Origin of the sequence: Pseudomonas sp. MG-9 (assembly GCF_018729515.1) — a bacterium.
Lineage (GTDB): Bacteria > Pseudomonadota > Gammaproteobacteria > Pseudomonadales > Pseudomonadaceae > Aquipseudomonas > Aquipseudomonas serboccidentalis.
In genome coordinates this window covers 280526-299226 of the sequence record NZ_JAHHZH010000005.1, presented here as the reverse complement: position 1 = coordinate 299226, position 18701 = coordinate 280526, and the positions used below count along the sequence as shown (strand labels likewise).

Below are 18701 nucleotides of genomic sequence, written 5' to 3'. Positions count from 1 at the left end.
TCACGACTCCCCCCTCCAGGTAGTCGATGACAGGTGCAGCGCATCCAGTGACATACCGCCGCTCAAGATTTGCCAATGTCGAACGACAGATTGCAGCAACCGCGCGTATGACGGATCGTCCCACCCCCGACCTTCGCGCAATAGTTCCTCCATTTGCTCTGCAGCGTGGCCCAGCGCCGACCACTTCATCATCAATGCCGCGCCCCGCAGTCGGTGGGCAAAGCGCAGTGCACAAGGACGATCACATAACGCCACGGCCTGAATGAGGCGCCCCAGGTCAACAGCCATTTCCTCGCTCACTTCAGCCGACAGCGGAGCAGATGCCATCACAATCGGCGACGGCAACGTCAGGCTGACATCGCACCAGCGCTCGATGACCTCACTCAGTTGCCCAAGTCGGATAGGCTTGCTCAGCACCCCATCCATTCCAGCGTCCTTGCAGCGTCTGGCATGCCCTCCTCCCGTCGAAGCGGAAATTGCGATGATCGGGCAATGCGCTCGCCCTAGCTGATTCTCGGTGGCGCGAAGCTCGCGGGTCAGGCTGTAGCCATCCTGATCGGGCAGGTTGCAGTCCATCAGGATCATGTCGTAGTCATGGTCCCTGAACAAAGCCTTCGCCTGCACGGCATTGGCCGCGATCACCGGACAACAGCCCAGGCCACGGATCTGCGCCAGCAGCACCTCCTGGTTGGCGCGGACGTCCTCCACCACCAGGATCCATAGACCACTCTGGGACAGCGGCGTCAGTATGACTGGTACTTTCGACATTTCGTCCCTTTCAGGTGCAATGTCCGCGGGCAGACAAAGCGTGACGGTGGTACCCACTCCCTGTTTGCTGTCGAACGTCATGACGCCTTGCATTGCAGTGACCATCTGCTTGCAAATCACCAGGCCGAGCCCAGTACCGCCAACCTTCTTGTCATGCTGGGCTTGCGCATAAGGCTGGAACAACGATGCCCCTGCCGATTCAGACACACCAACGCCCGTATCGCGGACGACGACTTGCAGACGCAGGACGTTATCTTGCGAACGCACCAGGTTGACCCTCACCTGGACACCGCCGGTTTCAGTGAACTTGATCGCGTTGGAAAGCAGATTATGGATGACCTGAGTCAGCCGTGAACCGTCAAGCAGCAACAGGGGCAAATGCGCAGGGACATCCAGCTTGAGTTCCAGTTCCTTTTGCTGCGCACGCAGCCGATGCAAACCCACCACCCCCTCCATCAATGCCCCAACTTCGGTAGGTTCGATCGCCGGCTGTCCAGCCAAGCCCGGTCTTGGTGCTTCCAACACATTGAGACCGTCATCCAACACGCGCCTCAATCCGGCTGCGCTGCTATTTGCCAAGTTGCAAAAGTGTCGCTGCCGGGAATCGATCGGGGTATGCAACAACAGCTCCATCGCGGCAAGCACGGTATTCATGGGTGAGCGAAGCTCGCGGTTGATGTGGCGCAGTAACCTCATTTTTTCCCGCTCGTTATGCGCAGCTCTGCGCCAGTGGCGGTAGCCACGGAACACGAATACACCCAAGCCGCCAAATGCCAAGGTCGCCAGGATCAGGGCGTGCAAATAATGGCTGCTGATACTCAATAGCGTAGGCTCGTCCACGTTCAGGTCGTGGTACCACTGCTCGTATATCGCCTTGCGTTGCTCTGGCGAAATAGACCCCAACACTTTCTCGAGAATCGACACCAATCGCGTATTGTCCGCGCGAGCGGCCATACTCACGAACAGCAGTTGACTCCCAACCACCCCGGATACCTCCAGCACTCCCTGAAACCGACGGTATAGATACGGCATGAGGAACGTTTCAATAGCGACCACCGCATCGGCACTGCCATCTGCCACTCTGCTCAACATTTCCTGCGCCGATATGCTCTTTATCAGACGGGCATCAATCGACCGCTCGGCAAACATACGCTCGTAGCGCTCGACATCCGGGATCATCACGGTCTTGCCCTGCAACTGATCAAGTTCGAAAATATCTGGACGATCGACACGCGTCACGATAATCGGGGAGGTGGTGTGATAGACAAGTGTTTTGATCGCAGGATTCCCAAGTTGGGATTCGAATCGCAGGTGGGAGGAAAGTAGATCGACTTGGCCGTCCAGTAGCATTTGCTCACGGACCGACGTGTTCTTACCCGTCACATACTGGAATCGCAGCCCAGTGGCGAGACCGATGAAGTCCAGGTACTGTTTCGCACGCCCGTGCAGCACGCCCCCCTCGAGGAACTCGAAAGGCACCAGGTTCTCGTCAACCCCCACCCGCAACACCGGATGCTGGGCAATCCAACTGCGCTCCTCTGGGCTTAACTCGATCGAGTTGGCCTGAATCAGAGGCGCCGCTAGAAGCAGCCCCAACAGCACCAGCCTCTTGGCTACGTCCCCCCTCATGGCGGACTGATGATTTTATTGAGTTTGAATAGTTCGTTGTTCGACGTCACGCCAAGCTTGCGAAACGCTGACGCTTTCTGAGCACTGATGGTCTTGAGACTGCGATTGAATTTGTTGGCAATTTCACTAACGGTCATACCCGCGAGGTAACAACGGATAACCTCCTGTTCGCGGCTGCTGAGCTCTGCCTGGGCGAAGGCGTCCAATGTATCCGTCGCCTGCTTTGGCGGTTCACTGGTGACCGCTTCAGCCAAACGATAGGTCATGACCGGACTGAGGTACACCGTACCGGACGCCACTTGGCGAATCGCCTTGAGCAACTGCTGCATATCCTCACCCTTACCAACGAAGCCGCGGGCACCGATACGCATCGCCAAGCTGACGGTCGCCGGATCGTGGTGCGCGGACAGCACCAAGACCTGGCAACTGGGGTATTTGGCACGCACAGCACGGATGAGCGATGCGCCATCCAGCTCGTCTGGACCCAGGGAGAAATCCAGAACCAACAGGTCCGCGGGGGATTCGGCCAGCCCGCCGATAAGATCGCGACTCCTTCCATAAACGCCAACGACCTTCAGATCCGTCTCAACCGCCAGAGCCTTCACCAGCCCATGCCTGACAACAGCATGGTCATCCAATAACGCAATACGTATAGATTTCATCGCGTTTTAACTCACTCAACCCAGCACGTACAACGCTGTCAAAATATAAACACAATCAATACGACGCACAGCGTTCAAACGAGTATAAGCCGCAGTTGTAAATGGGCAAGCTGATGCACTAGAAGCTTTTCAGTTTCCCTGCCCCATAAACTTCATGCATCTCACAATTGAATTTGCCTACGCCAATCGTCCGTCTGCCCGCCCCGCAAACCCAAATCAATTATCATTTCAGCCTTCTCTACCCGCACGCAAATACCCTGTCCTGCGCAGAGCAAACGGCCCTCCAGACTCTGCAAGAACGGCGACGACGTGCGATGGAGTGCAGCCTACAGCCACAAGCCTCATGTCACGCACCCCGATATTTGCCATTAGCAGAGCGGGTATGGCATGGAAGACGAGTTGGGCAGTATCGAACTTACCCAGATTTTTTGAGTGATGATAACGCAGCGGCACTCGTTGATTATTTCTGTTTCTTCATGAACATCATAAAGTCATCAAACTCCATGGGACGCGCCAAGGCATACCCTTGGCCAACTCGGCAACCTAATCGATGCAACATGGGAATCGTCGACTCATCTTCAATACCTTCTGCGACTACATTCGCAGTCATCAGCCGCGCCCAATTGACAAGACCACTGATGACCTTGCCCGAGGACGAGTATTCTCCAAGAGCCCGGACAAATGACCCATCTATTTTCATTTCATCAAATGAAATGTTGACCAACAGGTTCATCGTTGCCGCCCCAACGCCAAAATCATCCAGTGATATTTGAAAGCCCTTGGCTCTGATAGCAGTCAACGCTGCTGACAACAAGAGCTCGTCCGGCTCGGGCACGTCCTCGGTCAACTCTAGCTTCAACAAACGGGTCGACAAACCGACTCCACGCATGCGCGCTGCTAGCCGCTCGGCGAATTGCGGTGTACAGAGCGTCTTTGCCGAAGCATTGACGGCGATGGGAATCTGGCAGTTCTCGTGCTTGAGCGCGAGCATGACCTTGATCGCCCACATCTCCACCAAGCTGAACAACAGCAAATCCAACCCCAGTCGGTTGACCAGCGGGATCATCAAAGAAGGCGGGATGTCACCAAACCGCTGATGCTTCCAGCGTACCAACGCCTCGGCCCCGACCACACGCCGACTCAACAGATCGAATTGTGGCTGAAACACGAAACGCAGCCCCTCCCCCGTCGTGAGTGCATTGATAAGTTCATCTTCAGCCAATGCATCGAAGGTCGCTTGGGCAGGCACTGCATCGATCTTGGTATGGATCAGCAGCGCCGCCCGCAAGGCATCATTCAAGGCCATTGCATCACCCTGATGCAGAATTTCCACATGAATACCTGCCGCCCTGGCCAAACGCGCTAGAGACTCCAGCGCAGTCATGGGCACCCCGCCCATGCACTTGATCCACGCTGTCTTGCCAATTGCAGGCAGCCCAGACGCGCAACTTACATCGCCGGGGCGAGCCAACGCGATCATTGATGTCTCCCCCATCCAGAACAGGCTAGGTAACTGCTCCAATTGACCGCTTTTATGCATGCGATTTAGCACGCTCAGCAACAACAGGCCGGCATCGCAAGCGGGGCAAATCTGGCAAAGGATCACATCGACAGTACCTTTACTCAAATAAGCTTCAAGCTCGCCCAGTGTAGCAAAGCTCGCCAGAGGCTTAATACTGTCAGCCTTAAGCATGCCCCTCATACGTTGAGCAGGAACTCCGCCCGCCGCCAATATAATGACGCGCAATGTTGCAAACGTGCTGGGCGCAATTATATTCAATCGCATGAAATAATATTCCGTGTTTACTGTCTCTAATAAAGCTTATCAACCCCTTCAAAAAATGAAATAGGACTAGGACTAAAAACAGAATCCATGGCACTGAGCACACCTCGCACGAAAGGGGCTTCGATCAAATCGACTGAGCGTTGATGGCTGATACCGATCATTGACTCACCTGCTCCAGCTTGTGCTGATCGCCGCTCGACGACAGTTCCAAATAAACCTTCGCACCCCTAACAAGCACCATTCGAAAAATCGGACTAGTCTTATAGACGACACCAGCGCACTTCAGGAAAAGTTCAAATCAATTTCAAACTTCAACAACTGCGCTTAAATCTATTCCTATGCAATCGATTATAGATACTCAAACCATACAACTACGTCTTGTTGAGTCAGCCGCAGTAAGTGAAAGTTGCGCAACAGATCTTCTTGACATATTACATAAACTTAGTCCTTCCGATGCCAACAGTATCGTGTGCATCATCGAAAACCTGCGCTGCGAAGCATGGTCCCTTCGGGCCCTGTCCAAAACATTGACATCCCGACTTCATCGAAACAGGTAGGTGACGCCCTTCAGTCGTGTTGACTGATCACCTGCCGCTACGCATATGTGCTTTCATGTAGAAGCCGTGCTGGTTACCTTTCTTCGTCCGATGCATTTTCGGCATCGTGCTTGCTTGGCTGTATTTGGTCGCCGGCAAACCACTGAAGGCCACTGTTACATCTCGGCCTGGAAACGCGATAGCCAGGTTTGTTGGTGCTTAACTGCGCGCTCAAAATCGGAAAGCTCATCTGGCTCATGGGCGGGAGATAATTGCGGGCGGCTGAATGAAGGGCAATTCAGCACCGGCTACACGACCTGTGCCGAGCTGCTCGGAGAACCTGTCGAGGTAGTGATAAAATGAAGGCACTGAAAACTCAATGCCCTCATGGCTCATCACCGATACCAGCGTCAGAACTGGAAGCTGACCCCGAAGTTGAGCGCATTGCCACTGTCCTGGCCGGACACCTGTCCGGTGTAGTTCAGCGACACCACAGTGTCCTTGGTCAGGTTCATTTCTGCTGAGGCCCTGACCAGCACACCGTCTCGGGACGCTGCCACACTGCTCACTCCAAACTCAGTATCATTGCCGATAAATTTCATTGTTTTTGTGCGGTCAGTTTCTTTGTACTGATGCTCCCATCCCAGCTCGCCGCGCAGCCTCACCGAGCGACTGGAACCCATTGGCAATTGCAGATGCCCGCGCAGCCCAGTCGTGGAGACGATAGCGTCCTGACTTTGCTTGCCAGCGCGCAATGCTGCTCCTTTTCCTTTTTCCTGGAACGAGCCACTCTGGAAGTTAACGTAAGTCAAATTTGCAAAAGGCTCCCAACCTGACCACGCAACATAGCCCACCTCACCAAACACCTGATCCGTGCGCGCCGTGTAGGCGGCTGTTGGATGCGCCGATTGATTGCCGTAGCTCACGTGACGGGAGGTTTCAATGTGATGCCATGTCGTTGCTCCGCCCAAGCGTAGTGCAATGCTGTCAAAGCGTTTTCCACCATAGACCGACAGGTGATAGTTGTCTGCGTCGGCCGACTTTTTGGAGGCCCCCCCCAGACGGGTCTGGGTATAGCCCGCCGCCCCGCCGAATCGCCATCCATCACCGATATCAGTGTCCAGGCCCATCAGGACGCCGGTTGTAGATGAGCTGAAGCCGGAAGCGTTGTGATCGGACTCAAATTGCGAGCGACCTCCGAGCAACTGCACCCAACCGCCGCTACTGTCATCGACACGAATATTTTCTTGCGGCCGCAACGCTTGAGCCTGTTGCAAGCGAGCATTGGTCGCATCCCGAATATAACGACTGTCAGCAACCTGCGCCGCGGCGACATCGGCATGAACCTGGCCGTCCAGCTGTTTGAATGCCTGACGAGCCTGTTCGGCTGTAAGGGAGGTCAACAGACTCTCATACACCGGATTTCCCAAGGGTAATGTCTCAATCGAGGTCGCGACAGCACGCTCATTTTGGTCTTGTGCAACACTGGCAAAGCTGGTGCTATTTCGCTCAAGAGCGACGCTCACGCTCGTCTCGATCGGGCTGGATTGAACACCTGGCTCGGAAGGGTTGAGCGCAACCGGGATGAGCTGTTGTTGTGTCCGTGGTCCAGTGATCCGAGTGTCCATGAACAGGTAGTCAGGCGTGACGGATGAAAACTGACCCACTATTCCTTTTTCGGCTGTAAGAATATTGAAGGTCTGTCCAACCAGCGTTTGGGCTTCATTCGCCGTCAGAAGGTTGGTGTGATTCTCTAGAGAAACTCTGATATCACCGCCATTAAGCGTCACGACACCACTACTGTCGATCCTATCGCTACGTCCGTCGGGACCGACTTCCACTTCATAAACCGAGCCCGCATCGAAAGTTACATTACCGGTGCGTAGCGTGCCTATGGAGTTCCCCGGCGCAATGGTTCCGCCAGATTTGATAACCAAATCACCCAGCGTACCGATGCCACTAAGTTTAGCGCCCTCGCCTATGGTTACTGCGCTTTGCAGGCGAGCGAGAGGATGATCGCTGTCACCGATGCCCAGATGCCCCTCACGGATCAGGGTTTCACCGGCATAGCTACTTTGTCCGTTGAGAGTGAGCTTCCCACTGCCTGTTTTGATCAACCCACCCAGCCCCGTGATGGCGCCGTCATAATGTGTATCGACAGCTTGATCCACAGTCAGTGAGCCCGCTCCAAGCTGGAGGCTGCCTCCTTTTCCTTCGAGTCTCGACGCTGTCAGGTCAAACCCATTGAGGTCAATCGCACCGCCATTGATGGTGTAGGCGGTATTATTCACAAAACCATCTGCAATGTCGGACCTGAGGATTCCCTCCTCGACAAATGTTCCTCCCGTATAGCTGTTTGGCGACGAAAATCGCAGCGTCCCTGCCCCCAGTTTCGTGAGGCTACCCGGGCCCATCAAAACTTGATTCGCAGATACCTCATGGCCGGGTTCCGCAATATCGATCCATCCACGCTGTTCCAGAACAATTTTTCGGTCGAGCCCAGACATTGAAGTGCCAGTCACCTTCAATCCGCCGTTGGTCAAGAGCAACTTAGCGTTACGCCCTCCCAAAGCTTCATCTTCATCAACAATCAGTGTCCCGTCGTCTTTTACAAGTACTTCACTGATGAAGGAATGATCATCAATACATAGATCCTTAGCAGCCTGTTTGAAACGTGCGTCCCTGCCGTTGCAATCGAGAGTGGCTTTCGCCTGCTCTACTGTCAAATCCGCAAATACGGGATTACCTTCGTCATCTATGACCTGTCCAACTTCGACATCGTTGCGATAGTTATTACGTGTGAAATAGTATGTCTTGTTTCTACCTGCAAAGTCGTAGGATTCCTTCCCCCATACAATTCTTGTTTTACTCTCGCTACCGTCTCTATATACTTCAAGGTCCGGCCCAATCCAACGCAGGTTCTGCGCCACTGGCTCATGGTCTGAGAGTGATCTGCCTTCAGCATCGCGGGCGAGTAGACTGAGATTGCCCGTTGGTCTTCCATCGTCAGCAATCTCTATCCATTTTGCGAAGGGATATGACACCAAGATGTGATCGATTGTTGCCCGGGTCCAAGCTGCGTAAGTATTCTCTTTCATCTCGCCATCACTCGGCCAAGTAGCACGCTCATCTTTTTCTTCACTAGGTTTGTATTGCTCCTTGTTTTTGTCAAGACGGAAGATTTTATACTGCTTCTTGAGGGTACTTATAGTGACCGGACGATTATGTTTTACAGGATAAAGCTCATCCTGCAATATGCTTTTTTTCTCAGACCTTTTTATATCTTTAAGCAAAGCATCTGCCCATTCCGCCCATGATAACTCCTTAACATCCTTTTTACCGGAATAATATTTCTTGATTACTGGCAAATAGAGCTTCTCAGGACCGAGGTAGTCATACGCAAGATCTGTGCGCAACGGGGTTGTAGCATTTCTAATCAAAAATAATTGCTGTTCTTTACTGTGCAACCCTCGTTCAGAAATCTCTCCTGCATTGAAGTCACCCATCAAAATTACTGGTATGTTACTGGCTTCCGCAGCTTTATTGAGAGCTTTTGCCTGATCCAGCCGAACAACAGACTCGTCCGAGTGACTCAAATGTATGGCATTTACGACAGACTCAGGAAAGCCATTGCCCGGACTAATCCGGATCGAATCCCCGGGCAGATCTTCAAAACGCACAGTGGAAAAAATGCTTCCTGTAGTCCTCTCTTTATTTATATCCTCATCCTTATTTCTTCGCGCGACAACAAAGTTACTCTGCTTTAGAGGACGATCATTTAGAACATCAATCGTATTCCGCTCAAATTCGTATATATATCTGTCACCCTCTTTCTCGTTATTGACCTTACCATTATTGAAAAGTTCTGGCAAAACCAGGATATCTGGCGACACCTCACGGAATAAATTTATTGTAGCCTCTGTGTATTCTCGATGCTTTGGATCTTTTTTTTTCGGAGCCCACATTTTGGAGTCCTCGTGACGATTCCATATATTGAACACCATAAGCTTCAAAGAAAAATTTTTGGGTATTTCTTCTTCGGCAAGCACGAGCGGTGAAAACACCGTCGTATTCGACACTAAAATTACCAAGACTTTCGCTTTCGAGAAAAATTTCTTCTGTAGTTTTTTCATATTACCCCTAGCGATTTTCCGGTTGCTTATACAATCATCCAAAACCCCTTTACCACAACTAAAAACAATCGCTAATCGCGCAACAGAAAAACAATAGGATTACTCCTAAAAATCCTCCCTCCACACAAATCCATGACATATGCAGAAGAAAGAACGCCAATTTGTTTGATGATCTTCGCGTGAGCAGACACATCTGACAAATCGATATTTTTATATGTGTTCTCAATGTTTACCTTTCTTTGGGTGAGTTTTTTTGTCACGATCAAGCCTGATAGCAATATTCTAAAATCGATCTGATTGCCCATCAAACAGGCGCGATGGTGGGTGCTGCGTAACCCGTAGCAACTGAAAATATCGGGGGCGCAGCATAGAAGGCTGTGTTCTCTGGCCGATGCACACCGGTCAGCGGGATGGAAACTACATTCCAATAACGATCATTAAGCCAAAGACGTACAATTAACCATCAGGCTCATCCGGGTCATCGGAATGGCTAGCTGCGCTGCATTGGCTGTCATACATGGGCTATGTCCTGCTGATGGGTTAGACGCAATTCATACAGGTAGTGGGCCTCAAGTTCTGCCAAGGCTAGACAACGCTCGATCAAATCGCGACGGCGAACTTTGCCGGTGATCTGCGCCATTACCATCAACCCTTTAAGTACGCCGGCTTCTTTGACAAACAGCAACCGCTCCTGGATCGCGTCGGGCGCACCTGTCATCGATAAATAGCGGGAAAGCAATGACGCGAGCCAGCCAAAAGCGTGAATACATCATGCAGCGCCCGAAACTTGGTCGCCTCGCAGGCAAATGGGTTGTCCAGCAGTTGCTCAAGGTTGCAATAGCCAGGGATCATCATTGAAATCGTTTAAGTATGCCTTGTGACGCTGCTGGAATAACGTCTCGATAGCGCCGAGTGGCCTAGGTCCCCACTCCGGAAAAACATGCACCTGGCACCATCATCTGAAAAAATTTCTCAAGTACTTGCTGCGGATAACGATACTCACACAGCACACAGGCAGCAGTGGAAATGTCAAAAAATCTCCAATATCTGAAATCACAGAAATAATGGATGATTCAACTCAACATTGATTAGCCTTGGATTTGAAATCCATAGTCATTACCACAAGCTCAATTCTTGACTCTATTGAAAAAGAGGTGAAAGAGCGTGATTCATCGGACGCTATGGTTCGTAAAGAAATGCTCGCATGGAAAGAATTCGTTTCTGCGAACCTAATGCTAACTTGAGCCTTGATGATTACGGCATTCGAAATGCCTCGCTCGTCGGACATCATTGCTCCGGACATGAACGTTAAAATCCGTTATACGATTGAAATGGGCCCTTTATTGCACGTGGACATTCAGCCCGCGGAATTGATGGTTACGGCCAAAGCCAGAAATTATCCAAAGTCATTGTGGATTCTAAGCACTTCTTAGGTTCAAGCTTTAGCTGGGGCAACATCACCATTTTTTTTTAAAAATATCCATGGATATGTACAAAGTGTAATCACTTAGCTTTATTCGCCTCACGCAATGCCACAACAGACTTTTTATGCGCGCTTACAACATACATGCACAACATCATACAATTCAGACAAAACAACCCACGGATATCGCTATTGCTTGCGTAATATAGGTTAAGATGACAACCGTGTATCAGGAAAAACGTTTTTGACATTCCAGTGACGTTTCACAGTGGCAATGCCAATGCCTAATTCTGCTGATACCTGGGTTGTAATGTAACCCTTCACCTTCAAACGCTGGACGTTAATCGTTGTTTTAACAGCCACTGGACGACCAAGCTGCTTTCCTTCAGCCTTGGCTCGCATCATCCCCTGTTGCGTGCGCTCTATCTGCAGGTCAGGTTCAAACTCAGCTACGGTGCTCAAACCCTGCTTTGTCATCTTGCCTACTGGACTGGTCAGGTCTACGCCGCTTAAAGCTAGCCATTGTACGTGAATTCCAACTCTAGCTAGATGTTCAACAGTCTGACGCACATCTATTGCGTTTCGGCCCAACGGTCGAGTTTGGTCACTATCAGTAGGTCACCTGATTCTATCCGATTTAATAGCTTTTGAAACTCTTGGCGTTCATTGGCGGCGATGCTGCCCGATATGACCTCTTCTATTACCCGGCTTGCCTGTACGTCGAATCCGGCTGTTTTCACTTCTTGCACTTGGTTTGCAGTGAACTGAGTGGATGTTGAAACTCGGCAGTATAGAAACGTGCGAGACATGGGATGTGCTCACGTATCATTAAACGTGGCATCACTATAATTCGGTATCAAAAATATGAAATGCTATTTTATTGATACGTTTATGACGGCTAATCTTGCGCATCACCAAACGGTCGTTTGATGATACTTGCACTGTTTGGCTGCATAACTGCGCTGTTGCCATTAGCTTCCAGTCCAACGTTTCATGTTTGCGCCTAGAGTATTCATAAAAAGAAGTACGGCTAACTGCCACCATTCAAAGGCAATAACCGACCCGGTATTCTCCGCACTAAAGCAAATGACACGGAACATTTGGGAAATTCAGAATGGTTTTTGGGATTTGTCCTACAGCTAGCCCCTGAGTATCCCAGTATGGTCACTCTGCCCCAGCCTCACGCTGGAATCCTCCAAGGACGAAAGGAAGCCGCATGTCTGGCTATGTGTTGCCGCTGACCGAAAACTGACCCAGTAGAGGCTCTTCTGCCGACTGAGAACTGACCCAGGTGTTCAACTGCTTCTGCTCACTTTTCGAGCAGGAGAACACAGGGTGATCAGCATGGAAATGTTGGGAAAAATCCGGCGGATGTACTTCCGCGACAAGCTCTCGCTGCATCAGATAGCCAAGCGTACCGGGCTGTCGAGAAACACCATCCGAAAATGGGTCAGAGCGCCCGAAGCCACTCAGCCAGCGTACCAACGGTGCGCAACCTTCAATAAGCTCAGCCCTTTTCACGAGACCCTGGAGCAGGCGCTCAAGGCCGATTCGTTCCGGCCAAAACACAACCGCAGGAGCGCCAAAGCACTTTTTGAGCAGATCAAGGCCAAGGGTTATGACGGCGGTTACAGCCAGCTCACGGCGTTTGTGCGCTCTTGGCGAGGCGAGCAAGGCAAGTCTTTACGCGCTTTTGTACCGCTGACGTTTGCGCTCGGTGAGGCCTTTCAATTTGACTGGAGCGAAGAAGGTCTGCTGATCGGTGGTCTTTTTCGACGTATCCAGGTCTCACACATGAAGCTGTGCGCCAGCCGCGCATTCTGGTTGGTTGCGTACCCCAGCCAAGGCCACGAGATGCTGTTTGATGCCCATACCCGTTCGTTTGGAGCCTTGGGTGGTGTGCCGCGTCGCGGCATCTACGACAACATGAAAACGGCTGTCGACAAGGTTAACAAAGGCAAAGGCCGCACGGTCAACGCCCGGTTTTCCGTGATGTGCGCGCACTATCTGTTCGATCCGGACTTCTGCAACGTGGCCTCTGGCTGGGAGAAAGGCATCGTCGAAAAGAACGTGCAGGACAGCCGGAGGCGAATCTGGCTCGATGCTCAAAATTGCATGTTCCATACCTTCGAGGAACTGAATGTCTGGCTCGGCCAACGTTGCCGGTCGCTCTGGAGCGAACTGGTGCATCCGCAGTACAACGGGCTGACGGTGGCCGAGGTCTTGGAGCTGGAGCAGGTCGAAATGATGCCAATGCCGGCGGCATTTGATGGCTACGTCGAGCGTACCGTGCGGGTCTCCAGCACCTGTCTGATCAGCGTGGCGCGAAATCGCTATTCAGTGCCATGTGAGCGAGTCGGCCAGTGGGTCAGCAGCCGTTTGTACCCTTCGCGGATCGTGGTCATTGCCGACGAAACGGTGATCGCCAGTCACGAGCGCCTCTTTGATCGAGATCAGGTCAGTTTTGACTGGCAGCACTACATCCCACTCATCGAACGCAAGCCTGGTGCATTGCGCAACGGCGCGCCATTTGCTGATCTGCCAAAACCGTTACGGCTTCTCAAACGAGGACTGAGGCGTCACACCAACGGTGATCGAATCATGATGCAGGTACTGGCTGCTGTGCCAATTGCGGGTCTCGAACCAGTGCTGGTGGCGGTGGAGCTGGTACTTGAATCGGGAAGTCTGAGCGCCGATCACATCCTCAATGTCGTTGCCCGCCTGACCTCCACCGCACCACCTCCCTGTGTAGAAACCAGCCTGCAACTCAAGGTCGCGCCTGTTGCCAATACGGCACGCTACGACCGGCTCCGTGCGACCGATGAGGAGAATCGCAATGCGTGACCTAATGACTGAACTCAAAGAACTTCGCCTGCACGGCATGGCCAGTGCTTGGGAAGAACTGGTCTCTCAAGGAACAGCGTCGACGGCTTCATCGAAATGGCTGCTGGAACATCTGCTTCAGCAGGAACATGCGGATCGCGCGGTGCGCTCGGTGAATCATCAGATGAACATGGCAAAACTCCCCATGCACCGTGACTTAGCTGGCTTTGACTTCAGCGCTTCCAGCGCTGATGCCCGGCTGGTCAGCGATCTATCCAGCTTAGCGTTCACTGAAACCGCGCAGAATGTCGTGTTCATCGGCGGCCCTGGAACCGGGAAAACACACCTGGCCAGTGCCTTGGCTGTATCCGGAATCACGGCCCACAACAAACGCGTGCGCTTCTTTTCCACGGTGGATCTGGTGAATCTGCTGGAGCGTGAGAAGTACGATGGCAAGGCAGGGCGAATCGCCCAGGCACTGCTGCGCACAGACCTGGTGATACTGGATGAACTCGGATATTTGCCCTTCAGCCAAAGCGGTGGCGCCCTGTTATTTCACCTGCTGTCCAAACTGTACGAACACACCAGCGTGGTCATCACCACCAACCTGAGCTTCTCGGAATGGTCGAGTGTGTTTGGCGACGCCAAGATGACCACCGCGTTGCTGGATCGGCTGACACACCACTGCCACATCGTCGAAACGGGCAACGAGTCCTACCGCCTACAACACAGCACCTTGGCCGCCCAGACAAAGATCAAGTCACGGGAACGAAAGCGCAAGGACGGAGATGATGTCGAGGACGATGAGCCATTTTAATCCGCACCATAAATGCCCTGCTGCATGCGGTGGGGCTTGATGCGTCTTCAATCGGAACACTGCTGCTAAGCTTATCCACAATTGCTGGGGCAAAAATCAGTAATCCGTCCTGGGTCAATTTTCAATCGGCAGGGTGGGTCAGTTTTCAATCAGCGCCAACACACTGAACAAGTAAGCACCGTGCCGCACTGCTGACATCACGCATGGCCGATGCAATGGGCTTAGAACCTTGAACCCCTAGGCCATTACGTTACTGGCCTAAATTAGCAATAAACAGCCGAGGGATTGATTAAAATCTCATAAAGACGGCAAACATTTTACGTACTATCCCTACGTACAATGATAAAAATCCGAAAACGAAAAACCCCCGCAAATCAACGACTTGCGAGGGTTTTGTACGTATGGCGGAGAGATAGGGATTCGAACCCTAGGTACCGGTGAAGGTACAACGGATTTCGAATCCGTCCCATTCGGCCACTCTGGCATCTCTCCAACGGCGCGCATCATAACAACACTTTTGCTGAAAGCAAACCCTCTTTCGCAAAATTTCTTCGTGCTATCAGATGCTTGCGTCGATTAAAGCGGTACACCCAGACGATTGGCGACTTCTTCGTAGGCTTCGATGACGTCACCGAGGCCCTGGCGGAAGCGGTCCTTGTCCATTTTCTTCTTGGTGTCCTTGTCCCACAGACGGCAGCCGTCCGGGCTGAACTCGTCGCCCAGGACGATGGAGCCGTCGCTGAACACGCCGAACTCAAGCTTGAAGTCGACCAGCAAGAGGCCTGCGTCGTCGAACAGTTTGCTCAGGACTTCGTTGACCTTGAGCGACAGTTCCTTCATGCGCGCCAGTTGCTCGGCGGTGCCCCAGCCGAATGCCACGACGTGGGATTCGTTGATGAACGGGTCGCCCTTGGCGTCGTCCTTCAGGAACAGCTCGAAGGTGTACGGGTTGAGCTTCATGCCCTCTTCGACGCCCAGACGTTTTACCAGGCTGCCGGCGGCGTAGTTACGCACGACGCACTCGACCGGGATCATGTCCAGCTTCTTCACCAGGCACTCGTTGTCGCCCAGCAGTTTGTCGAATTGGGTCGGAATGCCGGCCGCTTCGAGTTTCTGCATGATGAAGGCGTTGAACTTGTTGTTCACCATGCCTTTGCGGTCGAGCTGCTCGATGCGCTTGCCGTCGAACGCCGAGGTGTCGTTACGAAACAGCAGGATCAAGCGGTCAGCGTCGTCGGTCTTGTAAACCGATTTGGCTTTGCCGCGGTAGAGTTCTTCACGTTTTTCCATGATGGGCTCCGCTTGCTAAGTAGATGGGCTAGGCGATATGGCGCCAGTCGAGCCCTGAATCTTGATCGGCCAGTTGCAGCCAGTCCGGGTCGCACCCGAGGGTGTCGACGAAACATTGCCGGGCCAGCTGCGGCAGGTTGTTCTTGCTGCTCAGGTGGGCGAGGACCAGATGCTGCAAGCCCTGCCACCCCAACTCGGCCACCAGGAATGCCGCCTGATGGTTATTCAAATGTCCCAGCTCGCCGCCCACCCGCTGCTTGAGAAAGTACGGATAGTGACCACGGGCCAGCATGTCGCGGCAATGGTTGGACTCGATCATCAATGCATCGAGATCCCGATAGCCGTCCAGCACCCGCTCGCAGTAGGAACCCAGGTCGGTCAGCAAGCCGAAGCGTCGCTGCTCGTTATCGCTGAATACATACTGGGTCGGCTCCTGCGCATCATGGGCCACGGCAATGACCCGGATGTTCAGAGCGCCGATCTGCAGCTGCTCGCCGCCGGCCAGAAAGCCTGCGGGTTCGATCGGTTTGCGCATCCCGCGCAGTGTGCCGCGACTGAGGTAGACCGGCAGATTGTAGCGCCGAGACAGCAAACCCACGCCATGCACGTGGTCGGCATGTTCGTGGGTTACGAGTATCGCGCTCAGTTGCGCCGGGTTCACACCCAGGCGCAACAGGCGTTTTTCGGTTTCCCGCAGGGAAAAACCACAATCCACCAGCACATACGTATCAGCACTGGCGATCAGCGTGCCGTTCCCTTGGCTACCGCTGCCGAGAACGGCAAAGCGCATGTGATCAGCCCAGGTTGTCCTGAATCACGCTCAACACTTTGCGGGCCACATCGGCCGGCGCAACGGTGTTGATGTTTTTCTCGACGGTCACCTGAACGTTTTCACCGACCTTGCTCAGGCGAACCTGATAACGCTCGGCGCGGGCTTCAACTTCTTCCTTGGTCGGCGCGCTGCCGAACAGGCTGCTGAAGAAACCAGGCTTGTCGTCTTTCTTCTCGGCTTTTTCGGCCAGGTTGATGTAGTACAGGCCCAGGCTGCGGTTGATGTCTTCAACACGCCACTGACCTTGCTCCAGCGCACGACCGACGCTCGACCAGGCACGATCCAGGTCCGGACCGACGTTCAGTACCGGGTTGCCGCTGCCGTCTTCGCTGAGGCTGACACGGCTTGGGGTATCGAAATCACGCGAAGCCAGCATCGACACCGAACCACCCTTCTCGGAGGTCCGGCTCATGCTCGCGAGCATGTCGTCGACCAGCGCGGCGTCCAGGCCAGTGTTGACCGAACGATTGGTGAAGTCGACGTCAGCGGTGCTGCCAGCAGGACGCTCGGCGCTGACCACGTAGATTTCACTGGTATTGCGCTGCACGCCCGGCTCGATACGCACCCGCACGCGGGTTTCGCTGTCGGCGCCGACACCCGCCGCGCTCAGGCGCTTGGCCATGGCTGCGGACAGTTCGTCGGAATGCTGCCAGGTGGTGGTGAATTCGCCGGTTTGCGGGCGCTGTTCATCCAGACGAAAACCGTTGTCCTGAAAGAACTGCACCGCCACTGGCCAGACTTCGGCCGGTGGGTGCTGAGCCATGACCCAACGCGAGTCACCGCTCTTCTGCAGCGAATAATCGGTCGCATCGGCAATGGCCGTCAGCGGTTGCGGGCGCGGTACCACGTATTCGCCCTTGGCAGTGTCGTCAGCCACATTGCGCGGGATCGGCAACAGCGGATCCAGACGCTTGGAGGTGCTGACATTCGGTGGCAGTTGCATCGGTGCAGTCTGTTGCGCTTCCAGGTAATCGCTACCACGGTCACGGAAATAACCTTCCGGGCCCCAGACCCATCCGCAGCCACTGGTGCTGGAGATAATCAAGGCAAGTGCGGAAAGTCCGGCCATTCGCTTCATGCGTTGTACTTCCTCAATTAAACCAGGACGCCGCACTGGCGCAGGGCCGTGCGAAGCGTTTCATGACAAGGTGCGCTCAGCCAGGTCAGCGGCAGGCGGATGCCTTCGTGCATCAGGCCCATTTCAACCAAAGCCCATTTCACCGGAATCGGGTTGGCTTCGATGAACAGATCCTTGTGCAGCGGCATCAGTTTTTCGTTGATCGCCCGTGCGGTCTCGGCATCGCCCTTCAGCGCGGCCTCGCACAGGTCTGCCATTTCGCGCGGGGCGACGTTGGCAGTCACGGAGATGTTGCCTTTGCCACCCAGCAGGATCAGCTCGACGGCGGTCGGATCATCGCCGGACAGCACGATGAAGTCCTTGCTCACGCCGTCGATGATGGCTTTGGCGCGTTTCAGGTCGCCGGTGGCTTCCTTGATGCCAATGATGTTCGGCACGGTGGACAGGCGAATCACGGTCTCGGCCTGCATGTCGCAGGAGGTGCGGCCGGGAACGTTGTAGAGAATCTGTGGAATGTCGACCGCTTCGGCAATGTGCTTGAAGTGCTGGTACAGACCTTCCTGGGTCGGTTTGTTGTAGTACGGCACAACCAGCAGGCAGGCATCGGCGCCGGCTGCCTTGGCGTTACGAGTCAGTTCGACGGCTTCGCGGGTCGAGTTGGCGCCAGTCCCGGCGATCACCGGAATGCGGCCTGCAACCTGCTTGACCACGGCTTTGATGACGGCAATGTGTTCTTCTACATCAAGGGTTGCCGACTCGCCGGTAGTACCGACCGCGACAATGGCATGGGTGCCGTTCTTGAGGTGGAAGTCCACGAGTTTGCTGAGGCTGTCCCAGTCAAGACGCCCTTGTGCATCCATGGGAGTGACCAGTGCCACCATACTGCCCGCAATCATGAAACCGCTCCTGCCGGAAAAAGAGAGC

11 protein-coding genes, 1 tRNA gene and 1 pseudogene are annotated in these 18701 nt (G+C 53.6%); 2 read left to right on the top strand and 11 right to left on the bottom strand.

The features are described 5' to 3' along the window. From KKQ10_RS15215 to KKQ10_RS15190, 6 genes and pseudogenes are all read right to left on the bottom strand, one after another. Positions 1–2370: an ATP-binding protein gene (locus tag KKQ10_RS15215; RefSeq protein WP_353844744.1), complete on the bottom strand. Its 2370-nt coding sequence runs from the start codon at positions 2368–2370 to the stop codon at positions 1–3. A 23-nt stretch (positions 2371–2393) separates the two neighbouring features. After that, positions 2394–3059, bottom strand: a complete 666-nt coding sequence (locus tag KKQ10_RS15210; protein ID WP_215501561.1) for a response regulator transcription factor — start codon at positions 3057–3059, stop codon at positions 2394–2396. Positions 3060–3519: 460 nt separating this feature from the next. Beyond that, positions 3520–4752, bottom strand: a complete 1233-nt coding sequence (locus KKQ10_RS15205) for an EAL domain-containing protein (RefSeq protein ID WP_215501560.1) — start codon at positions 4750–4752, stop codon at positions 3520–3522. A gap of 1039 nt (positions 4753–5791) precedes the next feature. Beyond that, positions 5792–9514 carry an autotransporter domain-containing protein gene (locus KKQ10_RS28395; RefSeq protein WP_252191619.1) on the bottom strand — a complete coding sequence of 1241 codons (3723 nt, stop codon included), beginning with the start codon at positions 9512–9514 and terminating at the stop codon, positions 5792–5794. A gap of 511 nt (positions 9515–10025) precedes the next feature. Then, on the bottom strand, positions 10026–10253 hold the full coding sequence (locus KKQ10_RS15195; RefSeq protein ID WP_215501559.1) for a hypothetical protein: 228 nt from the start codon (positions 10251–10253) through the stop codon (positions 10026–10028). An 894-nt stretch (positions 10254–11147) separates the two neighbouring features. Continuing rightward, a pseudogene (locus KKQ10_RS15190) lies at positions 11148–11746 on the bottom strand (recombinase family protein). A gap of 535 nt (positions 11747–12281) precedes the next feature. Here KKQ10_RS15190 and istA point away from each other — a divergent pair. Together istA and istB are read left to right on the top strand one after the other, a co-directional pair. Continuing rightward, positions 12282–13781, top strand: a complete 1500-nt coding sequence (gene istA / locus KKQ10_RS15185; protein ID WP_215501558.1) for an IS21 family transposase — start codon at positions 12282–12284, stop codon at positions 13779–13781. Then, a complete protein-coding gene (gene istB / locus KKQ10_RS15180) occupies positions 13774–14577 on the top strand; it encodes an IS21-like element ISPsy20 family helper ATPase IstB (protein WP_044311019.1) in 804 nt (267 codons plus the stop codon). The genes istA and istB overlap by 8 nt, the downstream gene beginning before the upstream one ends. A 402-nt stretch (positions 14578–14979) precedes the next feature. Here istB and KKQ10_RS15175 read toward each other — a convergent pair. The 5 genes from KKQ10_RS15175 to dapA form a co-directional block, all read right to left on the bottom strand. Continuing rightward, positions 14980–15069: transfer RNA gene (locus KKQ10_RS15175), tRNA-Ser, on the bottom strand. Between the two features lie 84 nt (positions 15070–15153). After that, positions 15154–15867 carry a phosphoribosylaminoimidazolesuccinocarboxamide synthase gene (purC, locus tag KKQ10_RS15170; RefSeq protein WP_007963288.1) on the bottom strand — a complete coding sequence of 238 codons (714 nt, stop codon included), beginning with the start codon at positions 15865–15867 and terminating at the stop codon, positions 15154–15156. Between the two features lie 28 nt (positions 15868–15895). Beyond that, a complete protein-coding gene (locus tag KKQ10_RS15165; RefSeq protein WP_127649750.1) occupies positions 15896–16657 on the bottom strand; it encodes an MBL fold metallo-hydrolase in 762 nt (253 codons plus the stop codon). A gap of 4 nt (positions 16658–16661) precedes the next feature. Continuing rightward, positions 16662–17777, bottom strand: coding sequence for an NlpB/DapX family lipoprotein (bamC, locus tag KKQ10_RS15160; RefSeq protein WP_127649749.1), 1116 nt, complete (start codon positions 17775–17777; stop codon positions 16662–16664). A gap of 17 nt (positions 17778–17794) precedes the next feature. Further along, on the bottom strand, positions 17795–18673 hold the full coding sequence (dapA, locus tag KKQ10_RS15155) for a 4-hydroxy-tetrahydrodipicolinate synthase (protein WP_215501557.1): 879 nt from the start codon (positions 18671–18673) through the stop codon (positions 17795–17797). Positions 18674–18701 lie beyond the last annotated feature (28 nt).

Bases quoted from the DNA above. Each gene is read 5' to 3' on its own strand.
- KKQ10_RS15210 (WP_215501561.1), bottom strand. From the start codon at position 3,059: ATGAAATCTATACGTATTGCGTTATTGGATGACCATGCTGTTGTCAGG.
- KKQ10_RS15205 (WP_215501560.1), bottom strand. From the start codon at position 4,752: ATGCTTAAGGCTGACAGTATTAAGCCTCTGGCGAGCTTTGCTACACTG.
- KKQ10_RS28395 (WP_252191619.1), bottom strand. From the start codon at position 9,514: ATGAAAAAACTACAGAAGAAATTTTTCTCGAAAGCGAAAGTCTTGGTA.
- istA (WP_215501558.1), top strand. From the start codon at position 12,282: ATGGAAATGTTGGGAAAAATCCGGCGGATGTACTTCCGCGACAAGCTC.
- istB (WP_044311019.1), top strand. From the start codon at position 13,774: ATGCGTGACCTAATGACTGAACTCAAAGAACTTCGCCTGCACGGCATG.
- purC (WP_007963288.1), bottom strand. From the start codon at position 15,867: ATGGAAAAACGTGAAGAACTCTACCGCGGCAAAGCCAAATCGGTTTAC.
- KKQ10_RS15165 (WP_127649750.1), bottom strand. From the start codon at position 16,657: ATGCGCTTTGCCGTTCTCGGCAGCGGTAGCCAAGGGAACGGCACGCTG.
- bamC (WP_127649749.1), bottom strand. From the start codon at position 17,777: ATGAAGCGAATGGCCGGACTTTCCGCACTTGCCTTGATTATCTCCAGC.
- dapA (WP_215501557.1), bottom strand. From the start codon at position 18,673: ATGATTGCGGGCAGTATGGTGGCACTGGTCACTCCCATGGATGCACAA.